At 71.4% G+C, this 23,678-nt stretch carries 20 protein-coding genes and 1 tRNA gene; 15 read left to right on the forward strand and 6 right to left on the reverse strand.

Going from position 1 to position 23,678, the window contains the following annotated elements:
• Nucleotides 1-159: 159 nt before the first annotated feature.
• Both ABL310_RS11570 and ABL310_RS11575 read left to right on the forward strand, forming a co-directional pair.
• The gene (locus ABL310_RS11570; protein WP_349371824.1) at nucleotides 160-519 is read left to right on the forward strand and encodes a helix-turn-helix transcriptional regulator; all 360 of its coding nucleotides are present in this window, start codon (nucleotides 160-162) and stop codon (nucleotides 517-519) included.
• A 209-nt stretch (nucleotides 520-728) separates the two neighbouring features.
• Entirely contained in the window at nucleotides 729-1,547 is an 819-nt protein-coding gene (locus tag ABL310_RS11575; protein WP_349371825.1) for a hypothetical protein, read from the forward strand.
• Nucleotides 1,548-1,562: 15 nt separating this feature from the next.
• On the opposite strand, the gene ABL310_RS11580 is transcribed toward ABL310_RS11575, so the two are convergent.
• Both ABL310_RS11580 and ABL310_RS11585 read right to left on the reverse strand, forming a co-directional pair.
• A complete protein-coding gene (locus tag ABL310_RS11580) occupies nucleotides 1,563-2,216 on the reverse strand; it encodes a peptidase C15 (protein WP_349371826.1) in 654 nt (217 codons plus the stop codon).
• Nucleotides 2,213-2,755 (reverse strand): metallophosphoesterase family protein, encoded by a 543-nt coding sequence (locus tag ABL310_RS11585; RefSeq protein ID WP_349371827.1) that lies wholly within the window; start codon nucleotides 2,753-2,755, stop codon nucleotides 2,213-2,215. The genes ABL310_RS11580 and ABL310_RS11585 overlap by 4 nt, the downstream gene beginning before the upstream one ends.
• Before the next feature lie 163 nt (nucleotides 2,756-2,918).
• Here ABL310_RS11585 and ABL310_RS11590 point away from each other — a divergent pair, with 163 nt between their 5' ends.
• From ABL310_RS11590 to gyrA, 3 genes are all read left to right on the forward strand, one after another.
• On the forward strand, nucleotides 2,919-4,658 hold the full coding sequence (locus tag ABL310_RS11590; RefSeq protein ID WP_349371828.1) for a cation:proton antiporter family protein: 1,740 nt from the start codon (nucleotides 2,919-2,921) through the stop codon (nucleotides 4,656-4,658).
• Nucleotides 4,659-4,730: 72 nt separating this feature from the next.
• A complete protein-coding gene (locus ABL310_RS11595; protein WP_349371829.1) occupies nucleotides 4,731-5,129 on the forward strand; it encodes a DUF2306 domain-containing protein in 399 nt (132 codons plus the stop codon).
• Nucleotides 5,130-5,281: 152 nt separating this feature from the next.
• Nucleotides 5,282-8,110, forward strand: coding sequence for a DNA gyrase subunit A (gene gyrA / locus ABL310_RS11600; RefSeq protein WP_349371830.1), 2,829 nt, complete (start codon nucleotides 5,282-5,284; stop codon nucleotides 8,108-8,110).
• A gap of 87 nt (nucleotides 8,111-8,197) precedes the next feature.
• Here the strand turns inward: gyrA and ABL310_RS11605 are convergent, their stop codons facing one another.
• Nucleotides 8,198-10,966, reverse strand: coding sequence for an EAL domain-containing protein (locus ABL310_RS11605; RefSeq protein WP_349371831.1), 2,769 nt, complete (start codon nucleotides 10,964-10,966; stop codon nucleotides 8,198-8,200).
• Between the two features lie 273 nt (nucleotides 10,967-11,239).
• On the opposite strand from ABL310_RS11605, the gene ABL310_RS11610 reads away from it, so the two are divergent.
• Nucleotides 11,240-12,025 carry a CPBP family intramembrane glutamic endopeptidase gene (locus ABL310_RS11610; RefSeq protein ID WP_349371832.1) on the forward strand — a complete coding sequence of 262 codons (786 nt, stop codon included), beginning with the start codon at nucleotides 11,240-11,242 and terminating at the stop codon, nucleotides 12,023-12,025.
• A gap of 4 nt (nucleotides 12,026-12,029) precedes the next feature.
• A complete protein-coding gene (locus tag ABL310_RS11615) occupies nucleotides 12,030-13,202 on the forward strand; it encodes a serine hydrolase domain-containing protein (protein ID WP_349371833.1) in 1,173 nt (390 codons plus the stop codon).
• Between the two features lie 113 nt (nucleotides 13,203-13,315).
• Here the strand turns inward: ABL310_RS11615 and ABL310_RS11620 are convergent.
• Nucleotides 13,316-13,405: transfer RNA gene (locus ABL310_RS11620), tRNA-Ser, on the reverse strand.
• A 368-nt stretch (nucleotides 13,406-13,773) separates the two neighbouring features.
• Between ABL310_RS11620 and ABL310_RS11625 the strand changes: the two genes are divergently transcribed.
• The 7 genes from ABL310_RS11625 to ABL310_RS11655 all read left to right on the forward strand — a co-directional run bounded on the left by ABL310_RS11625 (nucleotide 13,774) and on the right by ABL310_RS11655 (nucleotide 21,036).
• Entirely contained in the window at nucleotides 13,774-14,748 is a 975-nt protein-coding gene (locus ABL310_RS11625; RefSeq protein WP_349372043.1) for a septal ring lytic transglycosylase RlpA family protein, read from the forward strand.
• Nucleotides 14,749-14,838: 90 nt separating this feature from the next.
• Entirely contained in the window at nucleotides 14,839-16,068 is a 1,230-nt protein-coding gene (locus tag ABL310_RS11630; protein ID WP_349371834.1) for a D-alanyl-D-alanine carboxypeptidase family protein, read from the forward strand.
• Nucleotides 16,069-16,076: 8 nt separating this feature from the next.
• Nucleotides 16,077-16,748, forward strand: a complete 672-nt coding sequence (tmk, locus tag ABL310_RS11635; RefSeq protein ID WP_349372044.1) for a dTMP kinase — start codon at nucleotides 16,077-16,079, stop codon at nucleotides 16,746-16,748.
• Nucleotides 16,741-17,802, forward strand: coding sequence for a DNA polymerase III subunit delta' (locus ABL310_RS11640; protein ID WP_349371835.1), 1,062 nt, complete (start codon nucleotides 16,741-16,743; stop codon nucleotides 17,800-17,802). Before tmk ends, ABL310_RS11640 begins: the two co-directional genes overlap by 8 nt.
• A 51-nt stretch (nucleotides 17,803-17,853) precedes the next feature.
• Nucleotides 17,854-19,410 (forward strand): methionine--tRNA ligase, encoded by a 1,557-nt coding sequence (gene metG, locus ABL310_RS11645; protein ID WP_349371836.1) that lies wholly within the window; start codon nucleotides 17,854-17,856, stop codon nucleotides 19,408-19,410.
• 13 nt (nucleotides 19,411-19,423) lie between these two features.
• The gene (locus ABL310_RS11650) at nucleotides 19,424-20,245 is read left to right on the forward strand and encodes a TatD family hydrolase (protein WP_349371837.1); all 822 of its coding nucleotides are present in this window, start codon (nucleotides 19,424-19,426) and stop codon (nucleotides 20,243-20,245) included.
• On the forward strand, nucleotides 20,242-21,036 hold the full coding sequence (locus ABL310_RS11655) for an MBL fold metallo-hydrolase (RefSeq protein WP_349371838.1): 795 nt from the start codon (nucleotides 20,242-20,244) through the stop codon (nucleotides 21,034-21,036). The genes ABL310_RS11650 and ABL310_RS11655 overlap by 4 nt, the downstream gene beginning before the upstream one ends.
• A gap of 21 nt (nucleotides 21,037-21,057) precedes the next feature.
• Here ABL310_RS11655 and ABL310_RS11660 read toward each other — a convergent pair whose 3' ends face one another.
• Nucleotides 21,058-21,666, reverse strand: a complete 609-nt coding sequence (locus tag ABL310_RS11660; protein WP_349371839.1) for a LysE family translocator — start codon at nucleotides 21,664-21,666, stop codon at nucleotides 21,058-21,060.
• Between the two features lie 138 nt (nucleotides 21,667-21,804).
• Between ABL310_RS11660 and ABL310_RS11665 the strand changes: the two genes are divergently transcribed.
• Nucleotides 21,805-22,035 carry an AbrB/MazE/SpoVT family DNA-binding domain-containing protein gene (locus ABL310_RS11665; RefSeq protein WP_349371840.1) on the forward strand — a complete coding sequence of 77 codons (231 nt, stop codon included), beginning with the start codon at nucleotides 21,805-21,807 and terminating at the stop codon, nucleotides 22,033-22,035.
• Between the two features lie 572 nt (nucleotides 22,036-22,607).
• Here ABL310_RS11665 and ABL310_RS11670 read toward each other — a convergent pair.
• Nucleotides 22,608-23,663: an ion channel gene (locus ABL310_RS11670; RefSeq protein ID WP_349371841.1), complete on the reverse strand. Its 1,056-nt coding sequence runs from the start codon at nucleotides 23,661-23,663 to the stop codon at nucleotides 22,608-22,610.
• Nucleotides 23,664-23,678 lie beyond the last annotated feature (15 nt).

Raw genomic sequence — 23,678 nt, forward strand, 5'->3', positions numbered from 1 at the left:
AGGATCGGGGAGCGATGCTTTGTCCTGCACCGGAGAAAGGCTATAGAACCGCAAAGTATCGCGAGGGTCTTGCAGCCGATCTTTCGAGGTCTCGCGATCAGCGAACTCTGGGGCAACTTTTCGGTTCAACACCGGTAACAACACGTCGGGAAACGGCTCATGACACGCTCACCCACTGAAATCGACCGCGAGATCGGCCAGCGCATCCGCCTGGCCCGCAAGCAGGCCAAGCTCTCGCAGAGCGAGCTCGGCCAGGCCATCGGCGTCACCTACCAGCAGGTCCAGAAGTACGAGAACGGCACCGACCGCGTCGCGGCCTCCCGTCTCGTGCAGATCGCCACGGTGCTGGAGCAGCCCGCCTCCGCCTTGCTGGGCGGCGTGGAGCAGGGCCAGGCGCGCCTGATGGACGAGGACGCCATCGCGCTGGTCGCGCTGTTCAACGAGATCAAGCGCCCGGCGCTCCGCGGCGCTGCGCTCCAGACCGTCAAGAGCCTCGTCGCAGCCGGCAACGAGGTCTGAGGTCGCCCGCGACCGAGCCGCGAGACGGCCGGCGCGCGCCCGCGCCGGCCCCTCGGGCTGTCCCTTAGGCGTCGGCCGCCGGCGCCGGCTTCCGGCGCGTTTCTCGCGACGCCGTTCCCGCGCCGACCCCGCGAACGATCGACGCAGATCGCGGTTTCGCGTCGGCGATCACGGCACTACGGACGCTCCGGGCGCGTTGCGCCTCGACCATGAGCGAGCGTCTTCCCTTCACCTTCGCCATTCCCCTCGTCGGTCGCGCAGCGGCGGCCGACTTCGCCCGCGTCGAGGCCCTGCTCGGGCTGACGCTGGCCTCGATCCGCGCGCAGTCCGATCCGGATTTCCGAGTCCTGATCATGGGCCACGATCGGCCCCGCACGCTCCCCGACGATCCGCGCGTCACCTTTCTCGCCGCCGACTGGCCGGCGCGGCCGCCGGACGCCGCCAACAACGATTCGGGCTGCAAGAAATACGCGCTCGGCGAGGCCGCCCTGCGGGGCGGGGAGGGGCTTCTCATGTATGTCGACGCCGACGACTGGGTCTCCCGTGGCCTCGTCGCCGCGGCGCGCGCCCGCATCGGGCCGGACGTCCTCGGCGGCGTGATCGCGGCGGGCGAGATGCTCGATTTCTGCAGCGGCCGGATCGCGCCGCTGCCGTTCCCGGACGTCTTCGAGAAGCCGTTCTACGCGCTGTGCGGCTCCTCCATCGTCGCCCGGCTGCGGCCGGACGATTCCGATGCGCTCCGCCGCAACCCGCTCGCCGTCCTGCGGGACCATCACGTCTGGCCGCGGGCGGCGGCCGAGCGCGGCGCGCGCACGGCGACGCTCGATGCGCCGGGCGCCTATCTCGTCGGCACGGCGGAGAACCATTCCGAGCGCCACGGCCCCTTCGCCGGCTGGCGCGCAGAGCTCAACGACGCGCTCCAGCGACGCGGGAGGGACGTCACGGACGAAGACCTCGCCCGCTACGGGATCGACCGCGCCCGCCTGGCCGATGCCGGGGGGCCGGCCGCACAGGCCGCCGGAGCCTGAGATTCGGAGATGCGGTCAGCCGTCCATCGGCCGAAGGGGCGAACGCCGCGAGACGCGGGTGAGGGCGAGCGCCGCGGACATCAGCGCGCGGCGCATGCGGGCCATTGCGAGCCGCCCGGGGGCGCCGCGATCCAGCGGACGCCCGGAGCCGGTCCGCGGCATCGGCACGTGCACGAAGACGAGGCCCGCCGGGTGGGGCTCCGCCAGCGCGTCGAAATAGGAGACGTTGCACAGATAGCGCCCGGCGTCGCGCGAGACACGGGTCGCGCCCGGTGCGCCCGCCCGCAGCGCCGCCGCGAGGACGGGAACCGGCGCCCGCGCCGGCCGGACGAAGGGCGCGCCCGCCTTCCAGGCGAGGCGCGTCGGCAGCCGTCCCGACGCGTCCGGCAGCCGCCGCGTCGCCCGGTTCACCGCGCGCGTCTCGAGGCAGATCGCGCGTCGGCGCGCGGCGACGCCCAGCATCAGCACAGCGTCCGGCCGGACATCCCGCAGCGCCGGCAGCAGCGCCCCCTCGATCGCGCCATAGGAGGTCTCGAGCACCAGCGCGCGCGCCTCGACCCCGAGCCGCCGCCAGCGCGGATCGGCCGCGAGGCTCTGCGCGAGCGCGGCGGTGGGGTTGCGGGGCACCCCGGGAAAGGGGCCGAAGCCGGTGATCAGCAGGCGAATCATGGCGTGCGCGCCTGTCGCGCAGGCGGCGGCCGCGGCGGGCCGCGCCGCCGCCGCGCCCGGATCTCGGCGAGGGTCACCGGCCGGTAGTCCCAGACGTCGACGCCGACGTCGTATTGCCGCGGGATCGGGGTCAGCCGGCCGTGGCTGTGCCCGTGCAGGTCGATCACGCCCTTCGCGCTGTCCCGCCAGGTCCGGAACGGGTAATGGCAGAGAACGAGCCGCTGGCCTTCGACCGCGATCTCCGCATAGGGCGCGACGCTCGCCCAGAAGGGCAGGGCGGTGACGCTGTCGGGATCGTTGTTGCCGACGAGGAGGTGCTTCTCCCCCGGCAGCCGCGCCAGGATCTCCGCCGCGCGCCCGGCCGGCCGGTCGCGGGCGAAGTCGCCGAGATGCCAGACGACGTCCCCCTCGCGCACGCGCTCCCGCCACGCGGCGATCAGCGCCGCGTCGTGATCGGCCAGCGAGGCGAAGGGGCGCCTGTCGATCGCCAGCACGCGCGGATCGGAGAAATGCGTGTCGGAGGTGAAGTAGACCGCCATCGGCGCGGAGAATGCCCGTCTCCCGACCGCCTGGCTAGGTCGGGAGCACATTTCCCATTCCCAAACCGTGGAACTGATCGGGAACGTTCCCAGGTTTCGGGAGGCCGGCCGGGCGGATAGGGTCGGCGAGGTCCCGGAAACGCGAGAGGTCCGACAGCCCCCGATGGCGGACGCCCACATCTTCCACGAGATCGCCGCGCTGCTCGCGCTGGCGGCGGCCTTCGGCCTCGTCGGCCTGGTGCTGAAGCAGCCCCTCGTCGTCGCCTTCATCGCGACGGGCATCCTCGCCGGGCCGGACATGCTCGGCGTCATCGAGACGAGCGCGCATGTCGATCTCCTCGCCGAGATCGGCATCGCGGTGCTGCTCTTCCTCGTGGGCCTCAAGCTCGACCTGTCGGTGGTGCGCTCGCTCGGCGTGGTGGCGCTCGCGACCGGCCTCGGCCAGGTCGGCTTCACGGCGATCGTCGGCTACGTCATCTGCCTCGCGCTCGGCATCGACCCGCTGACCAGCCTCTACGTCGCGGTCGCGCTCACCTTCTCCTCCACGATCATCATCGTGAAGCTGCTGTCCGACAAGCGCGAGGTCGACGCGCTGCACGGGCGCATCGCCATCGGCTTCCTGATCGTGCAGGACATCGTCGTGGTCGTCGCGATGATCGTGCTCTCGACCTTCGGCGTCGGCGCGGGGGCGAAGGGGGGGCTGGGGCTCGGCCTCGTCGGCACCTTCGCGGCGGGCTTCGCGCTCGTGGGCGCCGTGGTGCTGTTCGTGCGCTACGGCGCCGAGCGGCTGATGAAGCTCGTCTCGCGCACGCCCGAGCTGATGCTCACCTTCGCGCTGGCCTGGGCCGTGCTCTTCGCCTCGATCTGCGACCTGATCGGGCTCGGCAAGGAGCTCGGCGGCCTTCTCGCCGGCGTCTCGCTGGCTTCGACCTCGCTGCGGGAGGCGATCGCCTCGCGGCTGTCGAGCCTGCGCGACTTCCTGCTCCTGTTCTTCTTCGTCGGGCTCGGCGCCGGCCTGGGGCTCGGCACGCTCGGCGACCAGATCGTGCCGGCGCTGGTGCTCTCCGCCTTCGTGCTGATCGGCAATCCGCTCATCGTGATGATCATCATGGCGGCTCTCGGCTACCGCAAGCGCACGGGCTTCTTCGCCGGCCTCACGGTGGCGCAGATCTCGGAATTCTCGCTCATCTTCATGGCGATGGGCGTCGCGCTGGGCCATGCGCCGTCGGAATCGATCGGGCTCGTCACGCTGGTCGGCCTCGTGACCATCACGCTCTCCACCTACATGATCCTCTACGCCCAGCGGCTCTATTCCTGGCTGGAGCCCTTCCTCGGCTGGGCCGAGCGGCGCGACCCGTTTCGCGAGCGGGAGGAGGCGCTTCCCCCGAGCGCGGCCTACGACGTCGTGATCTTCGGGGTCGGCCGCTACGGGCGCGAGATCGCCAAGGTGCTCACCGCCCACGAGACGCGCATCCTCGGCGTCGATTTCGACCCGGAGGCGCTCGAGCGCTGGCGCAAGCGCGGTCACGACGGCCTGTTCGGGGACGCGCTCGACCCCGACTTCCCCGAAAGCCTGCCGCTCTCGGGCGCCGGCTGGCTGGTGATCGCGACGCCGCCGCCGTCGGGCCCCAGCGTCGTCCACGGCGACAGCCGGCTCGTGCTGATGCACGCCGTGCGGCACGCCGGCTTCACCGGCCGCATCGCGGTGCGCAGCCACGACGCGGCCGACGCGCGCCGCCTGCTGCACGCCGGCGCCGACCTCGTGCTCCAGCCCTTCGCCGACGCCGCCGAGCGCGCCGCCGAGATGATCGGCTACGCGCCTCCGCGCGCCCCGTGCGAGCCGCCCAGGAGCGATCCGCCGCCGCGCGCGGCCCGCGGCGCCGCGGTCGGGGAGACGGGGTAGGGGCTGGACAGCCCTTCGAGGGCAATGTTAAGGGCCGTTACATAAGGCCCTCGACCCGCTGCCGGAGCCCGCATGACCCTCGCACCGCTTCTCGCGGCGCCGCCGCTCGTGCAGATCCACGCCCTCGCCGCCATCGGCGCGCTGTTCGTCGGCGCGGTCCAGCTCGCCCGGCCGAAGGGCGGGCAGGCGCATCGCTTCCTCGGCCGGCTCTGGGTCGCGCTGATGTTCGCGGTGACGCTGTCCTCCTTCGGCTTCGTCTACCGGCCGCTGATCGGGCCCTTCTCCTGGATCCACGGCCTGTCCGCCTTCACGACGGTGATGGTGGCGATCGGCGTCTACGAGGCGCGCCGCCGCAAGCTGAAGGCGCACCGCACGACCATGGTCATGCTGTTCTGGTTCGCCCTCGTCCTGACCGGCGCCTTCACGCTCCTGCCCGGCCGGATCATGCACGCCGTCGTTCTCGGTGGATGACCGGACGACGTCGCCCCGCCGCGCTTGCGATTCGCGCGCGGAGAGGCCATCTAGGGGCTTGATTTCCCGTGGATTCGGCGGCCCGCGCGCCGCCTCGCGCCCATCCGGGCGCCGGCCGGTCCCGCGGGGCGCGATCCGGAGAGACAGTCGCTTTGGCCGAGAACGATCCGAACAATGCCGGCGGGCAGCCGCCGTCCGGCGGAGACGTGAAGCCCGTCTCCATCATCGAGGAGATGAAGAAGTCGTATCTCGATTACGCCATGAGCGTGATCGTGAGCCGCGCGCTGCCCGACGCGCGCGACGGCTTGAAGCCCGTGCACCGGCGCATCCTCTACGCCATGCACGAGGCCGGCATCTTCCCCGAGCGGCCCTACGTCAAGTGCGCACGCGTCGTCGGCGACGTGATGGGTAAGTACCATCCGCACGGCGACCAGGCGATCTACGACGCCCTCGTGCGCATGGCGCAGACCTTCTCCATGCGCCTGCCGCTGATCGACGGGCAGGGCAATTTCGGCTCGGTCGACGGCGACCCCGCGGCGGCGATGCGCTACACCGAGTGCCGCCTCGCCAAGCCCGCCATGGCGCTTCTCGACGACATCGACAAGGAGACCGTCGATTTCGGCGACAACTACGACGGCAAGGAAAAGGAGCCGCTGGTCCTGCCGGCGCGCTTCCCGAACCTGCTCGTCAACGGCGCCGGCGGCATCGCGGTCGGCATGGCGACCAACATCCCGCCGCACAATCTCGGCGAGGTCGTCGACGCCTGCCTCACCTACATCGACAATCCCGGCGTCACGGTGGACGAGCTCATCGACATCGTCCCGGGGCCGGACTTCCCGACCGGCGGCCTGATCATCGGCCGCGCCGGCTCGCGCGCCGCCTACCATACGGGCCGCGGCTCGGTGATCATGCGCGCCCGCGCCGAGGTGGAGGAGATCCGCAAGGACCGGGACGCCATCGTCGTCACCGAGATCCCCTACCAGGTGAACAAGTCGGCGCTGATCGAGCGCATCGCCGACCTCGTGCGCGAGAAGCGCGTCGAGGGCATCTCGGACCTGCGCGACGAGTCCGATCGCGAGGGCATGCGCATCGTCATCGAGCTCAAGCGCGACGCGGTGGCCGACGTCGTCCTCAACCAGCTCTACCGCTACACGCCGCTGCAGACCTCCTTCGGCGCGAACCTCGTCGCCCTCAACGGCGGGCGTCCCGAGACACTGAACCTGAAGGACATGATCCGCGCCTTCGTCGACTTCCGCGAGGAGGTCGTCTCCCGGCGCACCAAGTACCTGCTCGGCAAGGCCCGCGATCGCGCCCACGTCCTGTGCGGCCTCGCCATCGCGGTCGCCAACATCGACGAGGTCATCCGCCTCATCCGCACCGCGCCCGATCCGAACGCCGCACGCGAGGCGCTGATGGATCGCGACTGGCCCGCCCACGACATCGCGCCGCTCATCGCGCTCGTCGACGACCCGCGCCACCGCGTCGCCGAGGACGGGACCTACCGTCTCTCCGAGGTCCAGGCCCGCGCCATCCTCGACCTGCGCCTGCAGCGCCTCACCGCGCTCGGCCGCGACGAGATCGGCGACGAGCTCAAGAAGCTCGCGGACGAGATCCGCGACTATCTCGAGATTCTGCGCTCGCGCGCCCGCATCCTGCAGATCATCCGCGACGAGCTCGCCGCGGCGAGGGCGGAGTTCGCCACCCCGCGCAAGACCGAGATCGTCGAAGCCGAGGGCGAGTTCGACGTCGAGGACCTGATCGCCCGCGAGGACATGGTCGTCACCGTCTCGCACATGGGCTACATCAAGCGCGTGCCGCTCTCCACCTACCGGGCCCAGCGCCGCGGCGGCAAGGGCCGCTCCGGCATGGCGACCCGCGAGGAGGACTTCGTCTCGCGGCTGTTCGTGGCGAACACGCACACGCCGGTGCTGTTCTTCTCCTCCCGCGGCCAGGTCTACAAGGAGAAGGTCTGGCGGCTTCCCGTCGGCGCGCCGAATTCCCGCGGCAAGGCGCTGATCAACATGCTCCCCCTCGAGCAGGACGAGCGCATCACCACGATCATGCCGCTGCCCGAGGACGAGGGCACCTGGGAGCGCTACGACGTCATGTTCGCGACCGCGAACGGCAACGTGCGGCGCAACAAGCTCTCCGACTTCGTCCAGGTGAACCGCGCCGGCAAGATCGCCATGAAGCTCGACGAGGGCGACGCCATCGTCGACGTCCAGGTCTGCTCGGTCGACGACGACGTGCTGCTGACGACGGCCAAGGGCCAGTGCATCCGCTTCGCGGTGCCGGACGTGCGCGTCTTCAAGGGCCGCGACTCGACCGGCGTGCGCGGCATCACGCTGGCCAAGGGCGACCGGGTGATCTCGCTCGCGATCCTGCGTCACGTGGGCGCCACGGCGGAGGAGCGTCAGGCCTATCTGCGCTACGCCTCGGCCATGCGCCGCGCCTCCGGCGCCGAGCTCTCGGCCGAGGAGGCGCCGGCGCAGAACGGCGACGCCGAGGAGGCGACGGCGGAGGTCGAGCTCGGCCAGGAGCGCTACGCCGAGATGGGGGCGCAGGAGCAGTTCGTGCTCACGCTCACTGTCAACGGCTACGGCAAGCGCTCGTCGTCCTTCGAGTACCGGGTGACGAACCGCGGCGGCAAGGGCATCACCGCCATGGTGACCAACGCCCGCAACGGCGCGCTCGTCTCCTCCTTCCCCGTCGAGGGCCACGACCAGGTGATGCTGATCACCGATCGCGGCCAGACCATCCGCGTGCCGGTGGACGGCATCCGCATCGCCGGGCGCTCGACGCAGGGCGTCATCGTCTTCGACACGGCGGAGGACGAGCACGTCGTCTCCGTCGAGCACATCGCCGGCGGCGCCGAGAGCGAGGTGGTCGACGGCGAGGGCAACGACGGCGAGGGGGATGCCGGCGGGGCCGGCGAGCCGCCCCCGCCCGAAGGTCCCCCGGAGACCCCGCCGGAGGCGTGAGCCGCGCGCATCGTCGCGACCGAGATCGAAGGCCCCGCGAGCGACGCTCGCGGGGCCTTTCTCGATGCGCCGGAGCGGGTGCCCGCTCTATCCCGCGGCGGCTTCGCGACTGCCCGCGTCCGTGCCGTGGCGGGCGGCCCGCCAGCGTTCGGCGCGCACGAACGCGATGAGGTCGTCCGACGACATCGGGGCCGCGAAGGCGTAGCCCTGGAGCACGTTGCAGCCCAGCTCGTCGAGGATGGCGGCGTGGTCCATGGTCTCGACGCCTTCGGCGACGACCGCGATGCCGAGCGACTTGCCGATCTCGATGATCGAGGCCACGAGCCGGCGTTGATGCGCCGCATGCGTGATCGGCGTGACCAGGCGCCGTTCGATCTTCAGGCGCTTGGGCCTGAGCTGCAGCAGGCTGACGATCGAGGCGTAGCCGGTGCCGAAATCGTCGATCTCGACGTCGATGCCCATGTCGGCGAGCCGCGCGATGTTGCTCGTGGCCGTTTCGCTGCCCTCGTCGAGAAAGATCGACTCGAGCAGCTCGAAGGACAGCTCGCCGGGCGTGATCGGCAGGTCTCGGAGCCGGTCGATCAGGGCGCCGTCCTGCAGCTGGCCGGCCGAGACGTTGACCGACTTGCGGGGAATGACGATGCCCGCCGCCGCCCAGCGCGCCGACTGCCAGAGCGTCTCCTCGAGAACGATGCGGTCGATCAGAGGGACGACCCCGAGCTCCTCGGCCGTGGCGAGGAACGCGCCGGGCGCGAGGATCCCTCGGGTGGGATGGCGCCACCGCGCCAGGGCCTCGACGCCGACGATGTCGAGGGTCCGCGCATCGAACTGGGGCTGGAAGTAGGGCAGGAACTCCCGCCGCTCGAGCCCGGTCAGGATCTCGTCCGCCAGGATCTTGTTGGACACGATCTCGGCCTTCAGCGATGCGTCGAAGAACTCGTAGCGGTTCCGGCCGCGGTTCTTGGCGCGGTAGAGGGCGAGATCCGCGTCGATGAGCAGCTGCTTCGTGGACGAGGCGTCGGCGCCGTCGCCGACGGCGATGCCGATGCTCGCGCCGAACCGGCATTCGTGGCTCTGGTAGGGAACGGGGCGGCGCATCTCCTCGATGACGCGCTCGGCCAGCGCGGTGAGCCCGGCGGTGCTCGTCGGCCCCATCGTCGCGATGATGAACTCGTCGCCGCCGATCCGCGCGACGATGTCGCTCTCGCGCGTGTTCCGGCGCAGCACGTCCGCCGCGTGCACCAGCATCGCGTCGCCCGCGGCGTGGCCGAGCGTATCGTTGATGTGCTTGAAGCGGTCGAGATCGATGTGGAGCATGGCGGACGGGACCGAGCCGGCGCCGTCGCGGCCGACGCGCTCGTCCAGGAAGCGGCGGTTCGGCAAGCCGGTGAGGCTGTCGTGGAGGGAATCGTGCTCCATTTGCCGGCGCGCTTCCTCGAGCTCGCGATTGCGCATCTCCGCGCTGCGCTTGGCCTCGATCAGCTGGCTCTTGCGCTGCACGTCGTCGGAGACGTCCCAGTTGACGCCGAGCGCGAGCCGGTGGCCCGCCGGATCGCGGTGGGTGGCGCCGATGGTCCTGACCCAGCGCGCGGAGCCGTCCGGCTGGACGACGCGGAAGACGGACTTGTACGTGCTGCCGCTCGCGGCGGACTCCTCGAACTCGGCGACCGCTTGCTCGCGGTCGTCCGGGTGGAGCTTCGCCTTCCAGTGCGCGACGGCGTCGGGAGTCACGTCGGCCGGGATGCCGTAGAGCTCCTTCATCCGCTCGTCCCAGCGCATCTCGCCCGTATCTAGATCGACTTCCCAGACCCCGATCTTCGAGGTCTCGAGCGCGAGCCTCAGCCTCTGCGAGAGGATGCGCATCTCGCTCTCGCGGGCGGCGAGCGCGCGAGAATGCGCCCGGTGGCGATCGTAGAAGTGGCCGGCGACGCCCACCGGCAGCACGATCGCGAGGGCGGCGAGGACGAGAAGGGCGCGAAAGCGCAGCGCGTCCGGCGGGGTCTCCTTCCAGCCCTCCCGCGGCACGGCGGCGATCCGCCAGCCGCCCCTCGGCAGCGATACGTCCGCGACGACCGGGTCGGCCGCGAGCACGGCGGCGTCCCCGAAGAACACGGTCGGGTCGGACGGGTCCGCATCGCGACCCATGAGGGCGACGCGGATCGGAAGGTCGTCGCGCAGGAGCCCGCTCTCCTCGTAGAAGCGGTCGACGTCGATGACCGCCGAGACGAGGCCCCACGGCCGCGCCATGGTGGATCCGTCTTCCGCGGCGTCGTCCTCGAGAAAGACGGGGATGCGGCCGATGAAGCCGCGGCCGCCTTGGACGAGGTCGACCGGGCCCGCCAGGACCATTCCGCGCTGGTTCATCGCGGCGAGGGCCGCGTCCCGCTGCGCGGCGTGGCGCATGTAGTCGAGCCCGACGGCCTTCTCGTTGTTGACGAGGGGATAGATCAAGCGAATGACGAGGTCGGGCGCGGCAGCGATGTTGCGCAGCTGGGAATCCTCGCCGATCAGCGCGGAGGTGATCGCCTCGAACCGGGCCTGATCCATGCTCGGATCGGTCGCGATGACCGCCACGAGGCCGCGGACGAGCTGAATGTTGCTGTTGATGTTGCTCTCGATCGCCGCTCGGATGCGCCCGAGGTTCACGGCGACTTCGGCGCGGGCCTGCTCGCGATAGACGGCGTGGTTCTGCCGATCCGCGAAGTAACCGACGGCCGCCGTCACCAGAAACGCGACGACCACACCGATCTTGCCTGGCCGCAGGGTTGCTCGCATCGTCATTCGCCTTGCTTCGGAGATCGGACGGTGCCCCGCTGATGTCGGCGGAGCGGGTTCACGCAGTCCCCCGCCGCGCATCTGAGCAAACATTCGCTAAAACTGTGTGAGTCCCGGAATACAGGCGCGGCGCCGCTCGGAGGAGCGATCGAAACCCGCGCTCTGCGGGGGATGAAGCCGCACGAACAGCGCCTCGACGGCGCAGGCTTGATCCATGTCAGCGTGGAATTCGCCGTATCGTGACATACGGCTGCGGACGCGGACACGGTCCCGGGAGCCTTCACGATGCGGACGAGATCGAGCTCGCCTTCCCCGCAGGCCATACGGAGCTCGGCTCTCGTTCCGTTTCTCGCCGTGACGTTCCTGATCACCTGGGGGCTCATCGGGGCCTACATCGTCGCCCCCGAAATGGCGGCCGACACTTTCGGCGAGATCAGCGGGTCGCATCCCTTCTTCTTTCTCGCCACCTGGTCGCCGGCCATCGCCGCCGTCGTCGTCGTGTCCCGGAGCGCGGGTCTCTCGGGCATCCGCGCCTTCCTTTCGCGGCTGCTGATGTGGCGCGGGTCCGCGGGCTGGGCGGCGTTCATCCTGCTGGTCCTGCCGCTCGTCTTCGTCGCGGGATCGCTGATCGAGGGCGGGCCGGTGCTGGCGCCGCTGCCGCCCGAAGGGGCGGGACCGGTCGTGGCGGTGCTGTTCATGATGCTGTTCCTCGGCCCGATCGAGGAGCTCGGCTGGCGTGGCGTGATGCAGCCCCTTCTTCAGCGGCACATGGCGCCGCTCTGGGCGGGCCTCGTCATCGGCGCGACATGGGGGGTGTGGCACCTGCCCGCCTTCTTCCTCGCCGGCGTGGTCTTCGCCGAGTGGAGCTTCCTTCCCTTCTTCGTGGGCAACGTGACGCTCGCGGTCCTGGTCACGCCGATCCTCAACCGCGCGCGGGGCAGCCTGCTATGGCCGATGCTGTTCCACTGGCAGCTCATCAACCCGTTCTGGCCCGACGCGCAGCCCTGGGACACGTGGATTCTCGTCGGGGTGGCCGTCGTCGTCGTATGGTGGAACCGGGACACGATGCTCGCCCGTGACGACGCCGTGACCGACGTCTTGCCGGCTCCGCGCCCCTCCATCCCGCGTGCGGCCGAGTGACGCCATGCGTCGGGGCTTCCTTCTCGTCCTCTTTCTGGCATCGGCCTGTTTCGCGGCGCCCGTGGCGGCGCAGGAAGGGCCCGACCTTTCGACGCAGCTGGCGGCGACGCTCGACGCGTTCCACGCGCGATACGCGTTTCCGGGGGCCACCGCGGCGATCGTCCTGCCGGACCGGACGGTCGTCACGGCGGCCACCGGTCTCGCCGACGTCGAGAACGGTCGCGCCATGACGGCCGAGACGCCGATGCCCGCGGCGAGCATCGGCAAGACCTTCGTCGCGGCCACCGTGCTCGCGCTGGAAGGCGAGGGGCTCCTGTCCCGCGCCGATCTCCTGTCCGCCCGGCTCGGGGATCGGCCATGGTTCGCGCGGCTTCCGAATGGCGGCACCATCACGATCGACCATCTGCTGCACCACAGCGCCGGCCTGCCGGACCACGTGCACCTGCCGGAATTCCGGCAGGCCTGGGCCGGGATGGCCGCAGGCGAGCATTTCGATGTCGACCCCGTGCGGCTCGTGCGTTTCGTCTCGGGGCGCGCGCCTCTCTTCGAGGCCGGGACCGCATGGTCCTACAGCGATACCGGCTACGTGCTGCTGGCCCTGGTGATCGAGGAGACGACGGGCCGGCCGTGGCAGGACGCCGTCCGCGCACGGTTCCTCGCGCCGCTCGGGCTCGACGGCACCTTCCCCTCCGACCGCCCGGAGCTGCCGGGGCTCGCGGTGGGCTACGTCGCGCCCGACAACCCCTTCGGGCTGCCCGAGCGGACCGCCGACGCCGAGGGCCGGCTCCTGTGGAACCCGGCCATCGAATCGGCCGGGGGCGGGTTCGCCTCGACCGCGCCCGACCTGGCGCGGTGGGGGCGCCTCCTGTTCGGCGGCGAGGCCATGCCCGGACCCTATCTCGACCGGCTGCTCGACGGCGTGCCCGTGGGGCCCGACGCGCCCGGCATCCTCTATGGCGCAGGCGTGGCGATCTACGCCGACACGCCGCACGGACCGGTCTGGGGGCATGGCGGCTGGATTCCCGCCTATGTATCCAGCCTGCGCCATTACGCGGAGCACGGCGTGACCGTCGCTTTCCAGATCAACACCGATGTCGGGATCGCGGACGACACGAGCGACCTGGTGCCCACCCTCGAGGCCGCGCTCGCGGATCTGGCGATCTCCATGATCCGATGACGCCGTGAGCGCTTCGCCGAACGAGGCGTCGGCGGCTCCGGAGACACCGGCCTCGGGCGTGTCACGCCCCGATCTCCCGGTGCCGGGGCGGGAGAACGCGCGCTCGAGGATAGTGGCGGAAGGGGTGGGATTCGAACCCACGGTGGAGTCGCCCCCACGGCGGTTTTCAAGACCGCTGCCTTAAACCACTCGGCCACCCTTCCTCGCGCCTTGTCTACCCCGCGTGGGGACGCGTGAAAAGCGTGTCGTGGTCGCGCCGGGCGTATAAGGCTTCGTTCACCGTCTCACGTCAAAGGCGGAAAGCGGGCCCGGCCGGGGCGTTGCCGGAATGCGACAGCCTCCCGGTTTTCGCCCGGCCGAGACGCGAACGGGGATAGAACATGACCGGAAAGCCGGCGGAACATCGGCGGCGCGTCCCGGAATGGGGCGAAAGCTTGTCGACGCCGCCGCATTTCAGGCATAGTCCGGCGAAAACGTGCCGACCGTGCGCCGCGGGATTCTCCGGCGAGCGCGCGAGGTCAACCGGCGGAAGCCGCGGCCCGATCGGGTCGCGCGAGAGACACGGGGCGTGATGGTGATGGCGAAGGACGAGGCTCGGACGGCGCAGGCGGTGCGCATCGGCGTCGTGAGCGCTGTGGCGCTGACGCTCGCGGCCTGCGGGTCGCAGGTGTCGCGCATGGACCCGAAGCTCGGCGTCACGCCCAGCGAGCGCGTGGCCGAGGACGGCGAGGCGATCGAGAAGGGCGGCGGGCGCCAGCATATCGGCCGTCCCTATACCATCGCCGGGCGCACCTACGTGCCGCGCCACGATCCCGACTATTCGGCCGAGGGCCTCGCCTCCTGGTACGGCGCGCGCTTCCACGGCCGCAAGACGGCGAACGGCGAGGTCTTCGACCGCTTCGCCATGACCGCGGCGCACACCACGATGCCGCTGCCGAGCTACGCGCGGGTCACGAACCTCGAGAACGACCATTCGGTCATCGTGCGCGTGAACGATCGCGGTCCGTTCCACGGCAACCGCATCGTCGACGTCTCGCGCGCCACGGCCGAGGCGCTCGACTTCAAGGGCGCGGGCGTCGCCCGCGTGCGCGTCGACTATGTCGGCCCGGCCTCCACGGACGGCAGCGACGATCGGATCCTGATGGCGACGCTGCGCACCGACGGCCGCCCGGCCGAGATGCCGATCGAGGGCGCGACCACGATCATGGTGGCCTCCGCCGAGGGCGCGCCGCGGGTCGACCGCACGCCGCTCGCCGCGGCCGACCGCCCGGTGGCGCCGACGCTGGCCTTCGCCTCCGCCCCGCCGCTCGCGTCGCTGCCGACGCCGCCGGCCCGTCCGGCCGCGGCCCTCGCGAGCCTCTCCGCCGAGGAGCCGGCGCCCTCGCTGCGCGGCGCCGAGCCCGCCGGGCGCCTGAGCGCGCTCCAGCCGCCGGTGCAGCTCGTCGGCATCTTCTTCGCCGAGCCCGACCAGCCGGCCCGCGGCTTCACCCGCGCGGGCCCGTTCGCCGACGTCGAGGCGCAGGGCTTCGCCAGCCTGCGGCGCTGAGGGCGGGGAACGCCGCCGGCGCTCGCGCGATTGATTTCGGGCCGCGGCTCGCGCACAGTGCGCGCCAGTCCGCGTGAGGGAGCCCGAGCCGTGTTCTGTCTCGCTCGCAGCGCGCGTCAAGCGCTGCGCTCAAATATCCGCATCGCCTTCACGATCGCCGTTCTCGTCCTCGCCGCCGCGCGCCCGGCGTCGGCGGAGTTCCAGACCGCCGCAGAGCAGGCCTTCCTGATCGATCAGGCGACGGGGACGGTGCTGTTCTCGAAGAACGCCGACGTGCCGATGGTGCCCGCCTCGATGGCGAAGATCATGACCGTCGAGGTCATCGCCGAGGAGCTGCGCCAGGGCCGGCTCGACTGGGACGACACGTTCGTCGTCTCCGAGAACGCCTGGCGCACGGGCGGCGCGCCGTCCGGCGGCTCGACCATGTTCGCGGAGGTGAATTCCGAGATCGGGCTCGAGAATCTCCTGCGCGGCATCATCATCCATTCGGGCAACGACGCCTCGATCGCGGCGGCGGAGGGTATCGCCGGCTCCGAGGAGGCCTTCGCCCGGATGATGACGCGTCATGCGCACGCGCTGGGGCTGACCACGTCCGAATGGCGCAACGCGACGGGCTATCATCACCCCGAGCAGGTGACGACGGCGCGCGAGCTGGCGCTGCTGACCCTTCACCTGGTCGAGACCTCGCCCGAGATCTACGCCATGTTCGGCGAGGAGAGCTTCGCCTGGAACGGCATCACCCAGCGCAACCGCAACGACCTCCTCACGATGAACATCGGCGCGGACGGGGTGAAGACCGGCTTCCTCTCGGAATCGGGCTACGGCCTCGTCGGCTCGGCCGTGCAGGACGGACAGCGGCTCGTCGTCGTGGTCAACGGGCTCGACACCGCGGCGAAGCGCGCCCAGGAGGCGCGAAAGCTGCTCGAATGGGGCTTTCGCGCCTTCGACCGCCGCCGCCTGTTCGAGCCCGGCGAGACGGTGGGCGAGGCGCAGGTCTACGGCGGCGCGACGCCCTACGTGGCGCTCACCGCCGATCGACCGATCGAGATCCTGATGCCGCGCGGCGACGACCAGCGGCTGTCGGCGCGCATCGTGTACGAGGGGCCGCTCCTGCCGCCCGTGGAGCAGGGGACGCCGGTGGGCGTGCTGCGCGTCATGCGCGGCGACACGCTCGCGCTCGAGGCGCCGCTCGAGACGGCGGAGAGCGTGGGGCAGGGGCCGATCTCGCGGCGCGCCTTCGACGGGCTCTGGGAGCTCGGCGCGGGCGCCATTCGCCGCGCCATCTTCGGCGATCCCGCCGCGGCGCCCGGCTCGTCGTGACGGGCGCGATGGGGGCGCGCTTCATCACCTTCGAGGGCGGGGAGGGGACCGGCAAGTCCACCCAGGTCGCGCGTCTCGCCGAGCGCCTGCGCGCGCGCGGCCACGAGGTCGTCACGACCCGCGAGCCGGGCGGCTCGCCCCACGCCGAGGCCTTGCGCCGGACCATCCTCTCCGGCGAGGCGAAGCCGCTCGGCCCCTTCGCCGAGGCCTTGCTCTTCGCCCGCGCCCGCAAGGACCATGTCGAGACGACGATCCGCCCGGCGCTCGCCCGCGGCGCGATCGTTCTGTGCGACCGCTTCGCCGATTCGACCCGCGCCTATCAGGGCGCGGTCGGCGCGGTTCCGCCGGCCGCCATCGACGCGCTGGAGCGCTGGGCGATCCGCGAGACGCGGCCCGACCTCACGCTGATCCTCGACCTGCCCGTCGCCACCGCCCTCGACCGCGCCGCCGTCCGGCGCGCGGGGGAGGGGGGCGCCGTCGACCGCTACGAGGGCGAGGCGAGCGCCTTTCACGAGCGCCTGCGCGAGGCCTTCCACGCCATCGCCGAGGCCGAGCCGCAGCGCTGCGTCCTCGTCGACGCGTCGGGGGACATGGAGACGGTCACGGCGCGCATCGCCGACACGGTCATGCCCCGCATCGACGCTCCGCCATCCGAAGAGATCCTGGCCCAGCATGGCTGACAAGACGCCCCCGCCCGAGCCCGATCGCCTGCCGGGCGCACCGCATCCGCGCGAGCGCGACGTCCTGTTCGGCCAGGAGGAGGCCGAGCGCGCCTTCCGCGACGCGCTCGAAGCCGGGAGGCTCCACCACGCCTGGCTGATCGGCGGGCCGCAGGGCATCGGCAAGGCGACGCTGGCCTACCGCGTCGCCAAGTTCGTGCTCGATCGGGGCGGGCGCCCCGCCGGTCCGGTCGACAGCCTCGACGTCCCGCCGGGCTCGCGCGCGGCGCGGCAGGTTGTGGCGCGGGCGCATCCGGGGCTGATGGTGCTGCGGCGCGTGCCCGCCACAGACAAGAAGGCCGCCTCGACGACGATCCCCGTCGACGAGGTGCGCAAGGCGCTCCAGCTCTTCGGCTCCACTGCCATCGACGAGGGCTACCGGGTCTGCATCGTCGATTCGGCCGACGACCTGATCCCTGCCTCCGCCAACGCGCTGCTCAAGATGGTCGAGGAGCCGCCGCCGCGCTCGCTGTTCCTCATCCTCTCCCACGCCCCCCAGCGCGTCCTGCCCACGATCCGCTCGCGCTGCCGCAAGCTGCTGCTGCGCCCGCTCGCCGACGACGCCCTGACGCGGGTGATCCGCTCCCTGCCCGAGCCGCTGGGGGCTGCGCCGGACGAGGCGCTCGCCACGGCGATCCGCGGCGCCGACGGCTCCGCGCGCCGGGCGATCGAGCTCCTCGATCCCGACCGGGCGCGCACGGTGGAGACCGTCGAGGGCCTCCTCGCCGGCCTCCCCGCGCTCGACTGGCGCAAGGTCGCGGCGCTGGCGGATCGGCTCGCGCGCAAGGGCGCCGAGCAGGACCTGGAGATCACGCTGGAGACCGTCGAGCGCTGGGCGTCCGAGCTGATGGAGGCCCGCGCGGGGGAGGGGGCCCGTCGTCTTGCGCCGCTTGTCGAGGTATGTGAGAAGTCCGCGCGCGCCGCCGTCGACGCCGACATCTACAATCTCGACCGGCGTCCCCTGGTCCTCTCCCTGTTCGGGGACCTTGCCGAGGCGGTCCGCGCGACAAGATAAGTCTTCAGGCGGGGCGCGCCGGCGCGCGCCCCGGCGCGCGAGGGATCGACGATGGCCGACAAGAAGCCGTTCTACATCACGACGGCGATCTCCTACCCGAACGGCGAGCCGCATATCGGCCACGCCTACGAGGTCGTGGCCGCGGACGCCATCGCACGCTTCATGCGCCTGGACGGGCGCGACGTCTTCTTCATGACGGGTACCGACGAGCACGGGCTCAAGATCCAGCAGACCGCCGCCAAGGCCGGCACGACCCCGCGCGCCTATGTCGACCGCATGGCCGTGCGGTTCGAGGAGATGGGCCGGCGCCTGTCGTGCTCCTTCGACCGTTTCATCCGCACGACGGACCCGGACCATTACGCCTCCGTCCAGGAGCTGTGGCGGCGAATCCAGGCGAACGGGGACATCTATCTCGGCGAGTATTCCGGCTGGTACTCCGTGCGCGACGAGGCCTATTTCGACGAGGGCGAGCTGACGCTCCAGCCGGACGGCACGCGGCTCGCGCCGACGGGCTCGCCGGTGGAGTGGATCGACGAGAAGAGCTACTTCTTCCGTCTCTCCGCCTACCAGGAGAAGCTGCTCGCGCACTACGAGGCGAACCCGGACTTCATCGCGCCGACGAGCCGGCGCAACGAGATCGTGGCCTTCGTCAAGCGCGGCCTCGAGGACCTGTCGATCTCGCGCACCACCTTCGGCTGGGGCGTGCCGGTGCCGGACGACCCGGACCACGTCATGTACGTCTGGATCGACGCGCTGACGAACTACCTCTCCGGCACGGGCTTCCCGGACCCGGACGCGCCCCGGGCGAAGTACTGGCCCGCCGACCTGCACGTCATCGGCAAGGACATCACCCGCTTCCACACGGTCTACTGGCCGGCCTTCCTCATGGCCGCCGGCCTGCCGCTGCCGAAGCGCGTCTTCGGGCACGGCTTCCTGCTGGTGAAGGGCGAGAAGATGTCGAAGTCGGTCGGCAACGTCGTCGACCCGTTCAATCTCGCCGAGACCTACGGCGTCGACCAGATCCGCTATTTCTTCCTGCGCGAGGTGCCGTTCGGCCAGGACGGCAGCTATTCGCCGGAGGGGATCGCGAACCGCATCAACGCGGATCTCGCCAACGATCTCGGGAACCTCGCCCAGCGCTCGCTGTCGATGATCGCCAAGAACTGCGCGGGCAAGGTCCCCGCCTGCGGGGCGCTGACGGACGCGGACCGCGAGATCCTGGCGGCCGCCGACGCGCTGCCGGAGAAGGCGCGCGCGGCGATGGGGAGCTTCGCCATCCACGCCATGCTCGCCGACATCTGGGCCGTCGTGGGCGACGCCAACCGCTATTTCGCGTCCCAGGAGCCGTGGGCGCTGCGCAAGACCGATCCCGAGCGGATGGAGACGGTGCTCTACGTCACGATCGAGGTGCTGCGCGCCGTCGCCATCGCGGCGCAGCCCGCGATCCCGTCGGCTGCGGCGAAGCTGCTCGATCTGCTCGCCGTGCCGGAGGAGAAGCGGATGCTCGCCGACGTGGGGGAGGGCGGTCGCCTCGAGACCGGCGCGCCCCTGCCCGCGCCCGCGCCGATCTTCCCGCGCTACGTCGCGCCCGAGACGGTCACGGAGTGAGGCGGCGCGCAGGATGCTGATCGACAGCCATTGCCATCTCGACTTCCCGGGTCTCGGCGACGATCTCGACGGCGTGCTGGCGCGCGCCGAGGCGGCGGGCGTCGGGCGCATGGTGACGATCTCGACCTTCGTGGCGAAGGTCGAGACCTATCGGACGCTGGCGGAGCGCGACGCGCGGATCTTCTGCACGATCGGCACGCACCCGCACAATGCCGGCGTCGAGCCGGACGTCGCGCCGGAGACGCTCGTCGATCTCGCGCGCCATCCGCGCTGCATCGCCATCGGCGAGGCGGGGCTCGACTATTTCTACGACAAGAGCCCCCGAGTCGTGCAGCAGCGCGTCTTGCGCGCCCACATCGCCGCCGCCCGCGAGAGCGGCCTGCCGCTCGTGATCCATGCGCGAGACGCGGACGAGGACATGATCGCGATCCTGACGGAGGAGATGGGGAAGGGGCGGTTCGACGCCGTGCTGCACTGCTTCTCGTCGGGCGCCGCGCTGGCCCGGGTCGGCATCGAGCTCGGGCTCTACGTGTCCTTCTCCGGGATCGTCACCTTCAAGCGCTCGGACGAGCTGCGCGCCATCGCGCGCTCCGTCCCGCACGAGCGCATCCTGGTCGAGACCGACGCGCCCTATCTCGCCCCGCAGCCCAAGCGCGGCAAGCCCAACGAGCCGGCCTACGTGGCCATGACCGCGGCCTCGCTCGCGGAGTCGCTCGGCATGAGCCCGGAAGCGCTGGCGGAGACGACGACGGCCAACTTCTACCGGCTGTTCCGCAAGGCGGCGGCGCTCGACGGGATCGCGGGCGATATCGAGACCGGGGAGGGCGCCCGATGACGCTCGTCGCGACGATCCTCGGCTGCGCCTCCTCCGGCGGCGTCCCCCGCCCCGGCTCCGGCTGGGGCAAGTGCGATCCGTCCGAGCCGAGGAACCGCCGCCGGCGCTGCGCGCTGCACGTCGCCCGTCATGGGCCCGACGGCGTGACCAGTGTCCTCGTCGATACCGGGCCGGATCTGCGCCTGCAGCTGATCGACAACGACATCAGGCACCTGGACGCCGTGCTTTACACGCACGATCACGCCGACCACACCCACGGCATCGACGACTTGCGCCCGATCGCCATCCACATGCGCGCCCGTATCCCGGTCTGGTGCGACGCGGCGACGTCGGCCTCGCTGAAGGACCGCTTCGGCTATTGCTTCCGGACGCCGCCCGGCAGCGACTACCCGCCGATCCTGGACGAGCGGCGCATCCGCGACCCCGAGCCGGTGGTGGTGGAGGGCGCCGGCGGGCAGGTCGAGGCGCGGCCGTTTCGGATGAAGCACGGACCTCAGGACGCGCTCGGCTTCCGCTTCGGGGACTTCGCGTATGCGCCGGACGTGAGCTTCATGCCGCCGGAGGCCGAGGCGATGCTGGAGGGCCTCGACACCCTGGTCATCGACGCGCTACGCGACACCCCGCACCCCTCGCATTACAGCGTCTCCGACGCGCTGGCCCTGATCGAGCGGGTGAAGCCCCGCCGCGCCGTGCTGACCAACCTCCATACGGATCTCGACTACAACGCCCTCGAGGCGCGACTCCCGGCGGGCGTGGAGCCGGCCTACGACGGGATGAGGATCGAGGCGTAAGCCTCTCTTGCGCCTGCTTCTTCATCCGACGAGCATCCAGATCGAGACGCCGATCAGGCTCGCGGCGAAGACTGCGTTGACAGTCCGCCCGTCGCCGGCCGAGGCGAGGAGCCGCGCCAGCGCCATTCCCGCCAGCGTCCATACGACGAAGGCGACGAGATTGTTCAGCGTGAACACGGCCGAGAGCGCCAGCACCCGCCCGAGCCGGTCGTCGGCCGGGCCGAGGAACTGCGTGAACAGAAGCCCGATGATCATGTAGGCCTTCGGATTGAGCACGAGCAGCGCCGCGCCGTCGACGAAGCGCCCGCGGACCGCCCGCCCGATCCCGCCGCCGTTTTCCGGGCGATGCGCGGCGCGCAGGAAGGCGATCCCGAGCCAGGCGACATAGGCCGCGCCGGCGACGCGCAGCGCCGTCGCCACCGCCGGATCGGCGAGGAGCGCGAGCCCGACACCGAGACCGATCAGTGCCGTCACCGCGAAGGTCGCGACATGGTAGCCGGCGAGCGCCGGCCAGGCGGCGCGCAGGCCGCCGGCGGCGCCGAGCGCCGCGAAGAAGCCGTTGCCCGGGCCGGGGCTGTAGGCGAGGGGGAACAGGAAGGCGAGAAGGGCGATCAGGGTCTCGAGGGGCATGGCGCGCTCCGGTCTGCTGTCCGGACGCTCACACGGGCGTCGACCCGCCGCGACCCGATTGCGCCGCCCGAAACCGATGCCGCTCTTTCCCGAACCCCGGCGAGGGCGTAGATTTCCGGGACACGTACGGAGGCGCCCATGGCCACGGCCAAGGTCTTCAAGTCGGATGGCGGGCAGACGGTCCAGCTGCCGAAGGAGTTCGCGTTCGAGTCGGCCGAGGTGCAGGTCTTTCGCCGCGGAGACGAGGTGGTGCTGAGGGAACTCGACCGGACGCGAGCGGCGCTCGCCGCCATCGACTCCATGCCCGAAGACATGATGCGGGCGATCGAGGACGCCGACGACCCGCTTCCGCAGGAGCGCGATCGGTGAGCCCTTCGACGCTGCTGCTCGACACGAACGTGCTGATCATGCTGTGCCGTCGGCGGCCAGCGCTCGTCCGCGAGCGGTTCGTAGCGCATGGCGCATAAGGAACATGCACCTCCGTGGGGGTGATCGGCGAGCTGCGGTATCCGCGCCGACCTCGAACGGCGGGGTGCGCTGATCGGCGGAAACGATCTCTAGATCGCCGCCCACGCGCTGGCGCTCGGGCTGACGCTGGTGACGGCGAACGTGCGCGCGTTCGAGCGCGTGCCCGGCCTCGCCGTGGAGGATTGGACCCGCTGACCCGTTCGGCGGGCTGTCGGAGCTACGGACCTCAGCGGGCGTCGGCTGCCGACGCGCGTAGAGGCGGGAAACGGTTTGCCCACAGAGGCGTACCGACCGTTCTTCATCGCCGGGGCGACCGACATCCGCGTTCCCGGATGAGCTGATTGGTTCCATAATATATCTTATGCGATCGGAGTACGAAGTGGACGGGGCTGCTCCCCCGGCGTCGAGGTGCTCGGTACGGCGGTCGTCCTGTTCGCCATCGGCTACGCCAGCATCAAGCCTCGCGTCCCGCGTCAGCCGTCCTCCCCGTAGCGCCGCCGCAGCGCCGCCCAGCCTGGCGACGCGAGACGGTCGAGGAAGGCGCGGTCGAGCGTCTCGACGAGCGGCGATCCTTCGGGGAGCCCGACGGCGATGCGCAGCGGCCGGGCCCGCGTCTCGGCGACGACCAGCGTCCCCGTGACCGCCGCCCGAAGCGTGGGGGCCGGGCCGGCGAAGGCGTCGATCCAGCCCGCGCGCACGCCCTCCAGGCCGGCCTCCACCGTGGCGAACGGCTCGACGGCGATCCCCGCATCGTCCAGGACGCCGGCGACGACGGAGCCCGGCCGCGCGCCGACGACCGCGCCCCCGAGGTCGTCGGTGAGGACGAGGCGGCGGGTTCCGTCGCCCACGCCGGCGAGGGTCACGAGCGAGGCGGTCAGCGCCGCGGAGACCACGAGGCCGACGAGCATCCACAGCATGGCGACGCCGCGCCCCAGCAGCGTCACCGGCGCCTTGTCGCCGTAGCCGATGGTCGTGAGCGTCACGCCCGCCCACCAGAAGCCGTCGCCGAGCCCGCGGACGAGTCCGGGCGAGAACTGCTCCGGATTGCGGCGGCGCTCGATCGCCCAGACGACGGCGCCGACCGCGAGAAGAAGCACGGACAGCGACGCGACGACCGCGAGGAACTGGAAGCCGAAGAGATTGCGCGCCACCTCCAGGACGCCGTTCGACCGCGGTCGCGCGACGCCGATCGCCGCCGGCTCGATCGCCACCGTGAAATCGACGGCGCGCTCGGCCTCGGCGTCGGCGAGCGCGGGGAGCGCGAGATCGAAGCGGCCCTGCGCCAGCCCGTCCGCCAGCCCCCTGCCCTGCGCGTCGACCAGCCGATAGCTCAGCCCGAGCTCCTCGGCGGTGATGCGCCACAGGTCGACGGCGAGGCCCGACCAGGCGCCGTCCTCCAGCCGGATGGCGTAGGGCGGCATCTCGGCCACGCCGACGACGAGCGGCGCGGGCGCGCGCTCGGGCTGAGCGCGGACGGGCGCGGACACGAATGCGGCGAGGAAGGCGGTGAGGAGGAGGACGGTGCGCACGGCTCTCGGGGGACG

This window comes from Salinarimonas sp., assembly GCF_040111675.1.
GTDB lineage: Bacteria > Pseudomonadota > Alphaproteobacteria > Rhizobiales > Beijerinckiaceae > Salinarimonas.

Bases quoted from the DNA above. Each gene is read 5' to 3' on its own strand.
- ABL310_RS11570 (WP_349371824.1), top strand. From the start codon at position 160: ATGACACGCTCACCCACTGAAATCGACCGCGAGATCGGCCAGCGCATC.
- ABL310_RS11575 (WP_349371825.1), top strand. From the start codon at position 729: ATGAGCGAGCGTCTTCCCTTCACCTTCGCCATTCCCCTCGTCGGTCGC.
- ABL310_RS11580 (WP_349371826.1), bottom strand. From the start codon at position 2,216: ATGATTCGCCTGCTGATCACCGGCTTCGGCCCCTTTCCCGGGGTGCCC.
- ABL310_RS11585 (WP_349371827.1), bottom strand. From the start codon at position 2,755: ATGGCGGTCTACTTCACCTCCGACACGCATTTCTCCGATCCGCGCGTG.
- ABL310_RS11590 (WP_349371828.1), top strand. From the start codon at position 2,919: ATGGCGGACGCCCACATCTTCCACGAGATCGCCGCGCTGCTCGCGCTG.
- ABL310_RS11595 (WP_349371829.1), top strand. From the start codon at position 4,731: ATGACCCTCGCACCGCTTCTCGCGGCGCCGCCGCTCGTGCAGATCCAC.
- ABL310_RS11605 (WP_349371831.1), bottom strand. From the start codon at position 10,966: ATGCGCGGCGGGGGACTGCGTGAACCCGCTCCGCCGACATCAGCGGGG.
- ABL310_RS11615 (WP_349371833.1), top strand. From the start codon at position 12,030: ATGCGTCGGGGCTTCCTTCTCGTCCTCTTTCTGGCATCGGCCTGTTTC.
- ABL310_RS11625 (WP_349372043.1), top strand. From the start codon at position 13,774: ATGGTGATGGCGAAGGACGAGGCTCGGACGGCGCAGGCGGTGCGCATC.
- tmk (WP_349372044.1), top strand. From the start codon at position 16,077: ATGGGGGCGCGCTTCATCACCTTCGAGGGCGGGGAGGGGACCGGCAAG.
- ABL310_RS11640 (WP_349371835.1), top strand. From the start codon at position 16,741: ATGGCTGACAAGACGCCCCCGCCCGAGCCCGATCGCCTGCCGGGCGCA.
- metG (WP_349371836.1), top strand. From the start codon at position 17,854: ATGGCCGACAAGAAGCCGTTCTACATCACGACGGCGATCTCCTACCCG.
- ABL310_RS11650 (WP_349371837.1), top strand. From the start codon at position 19,424: ATGCTGATCGACAGCCATTGCCATCTCGACTTCCCGGGTCTCGGCGAC.
- ABL310_RS11655 (WP_349371838.1), top strand. From the start codon at position 20,242: ATGACGCTCGTCGCGACGATCCTCGGCTGCGCCTCCTCCGGCGGCGTC.
- ABL310_RS11660 (WP_349371839.1), bottom strand. From the start codon at position 21,666: ATGCCCCTCGAGACCCTGATCGCCCTTCTCGCCTTCCTGTTCCCCCTC.
- ABL310_RS11665 (WP_349371840.1), top strand. From the start codon at position 21,805: ATGGCCACGGCCAAGGTCTTCAAGTCGGATGGCGGGCAGACGGTCCAG.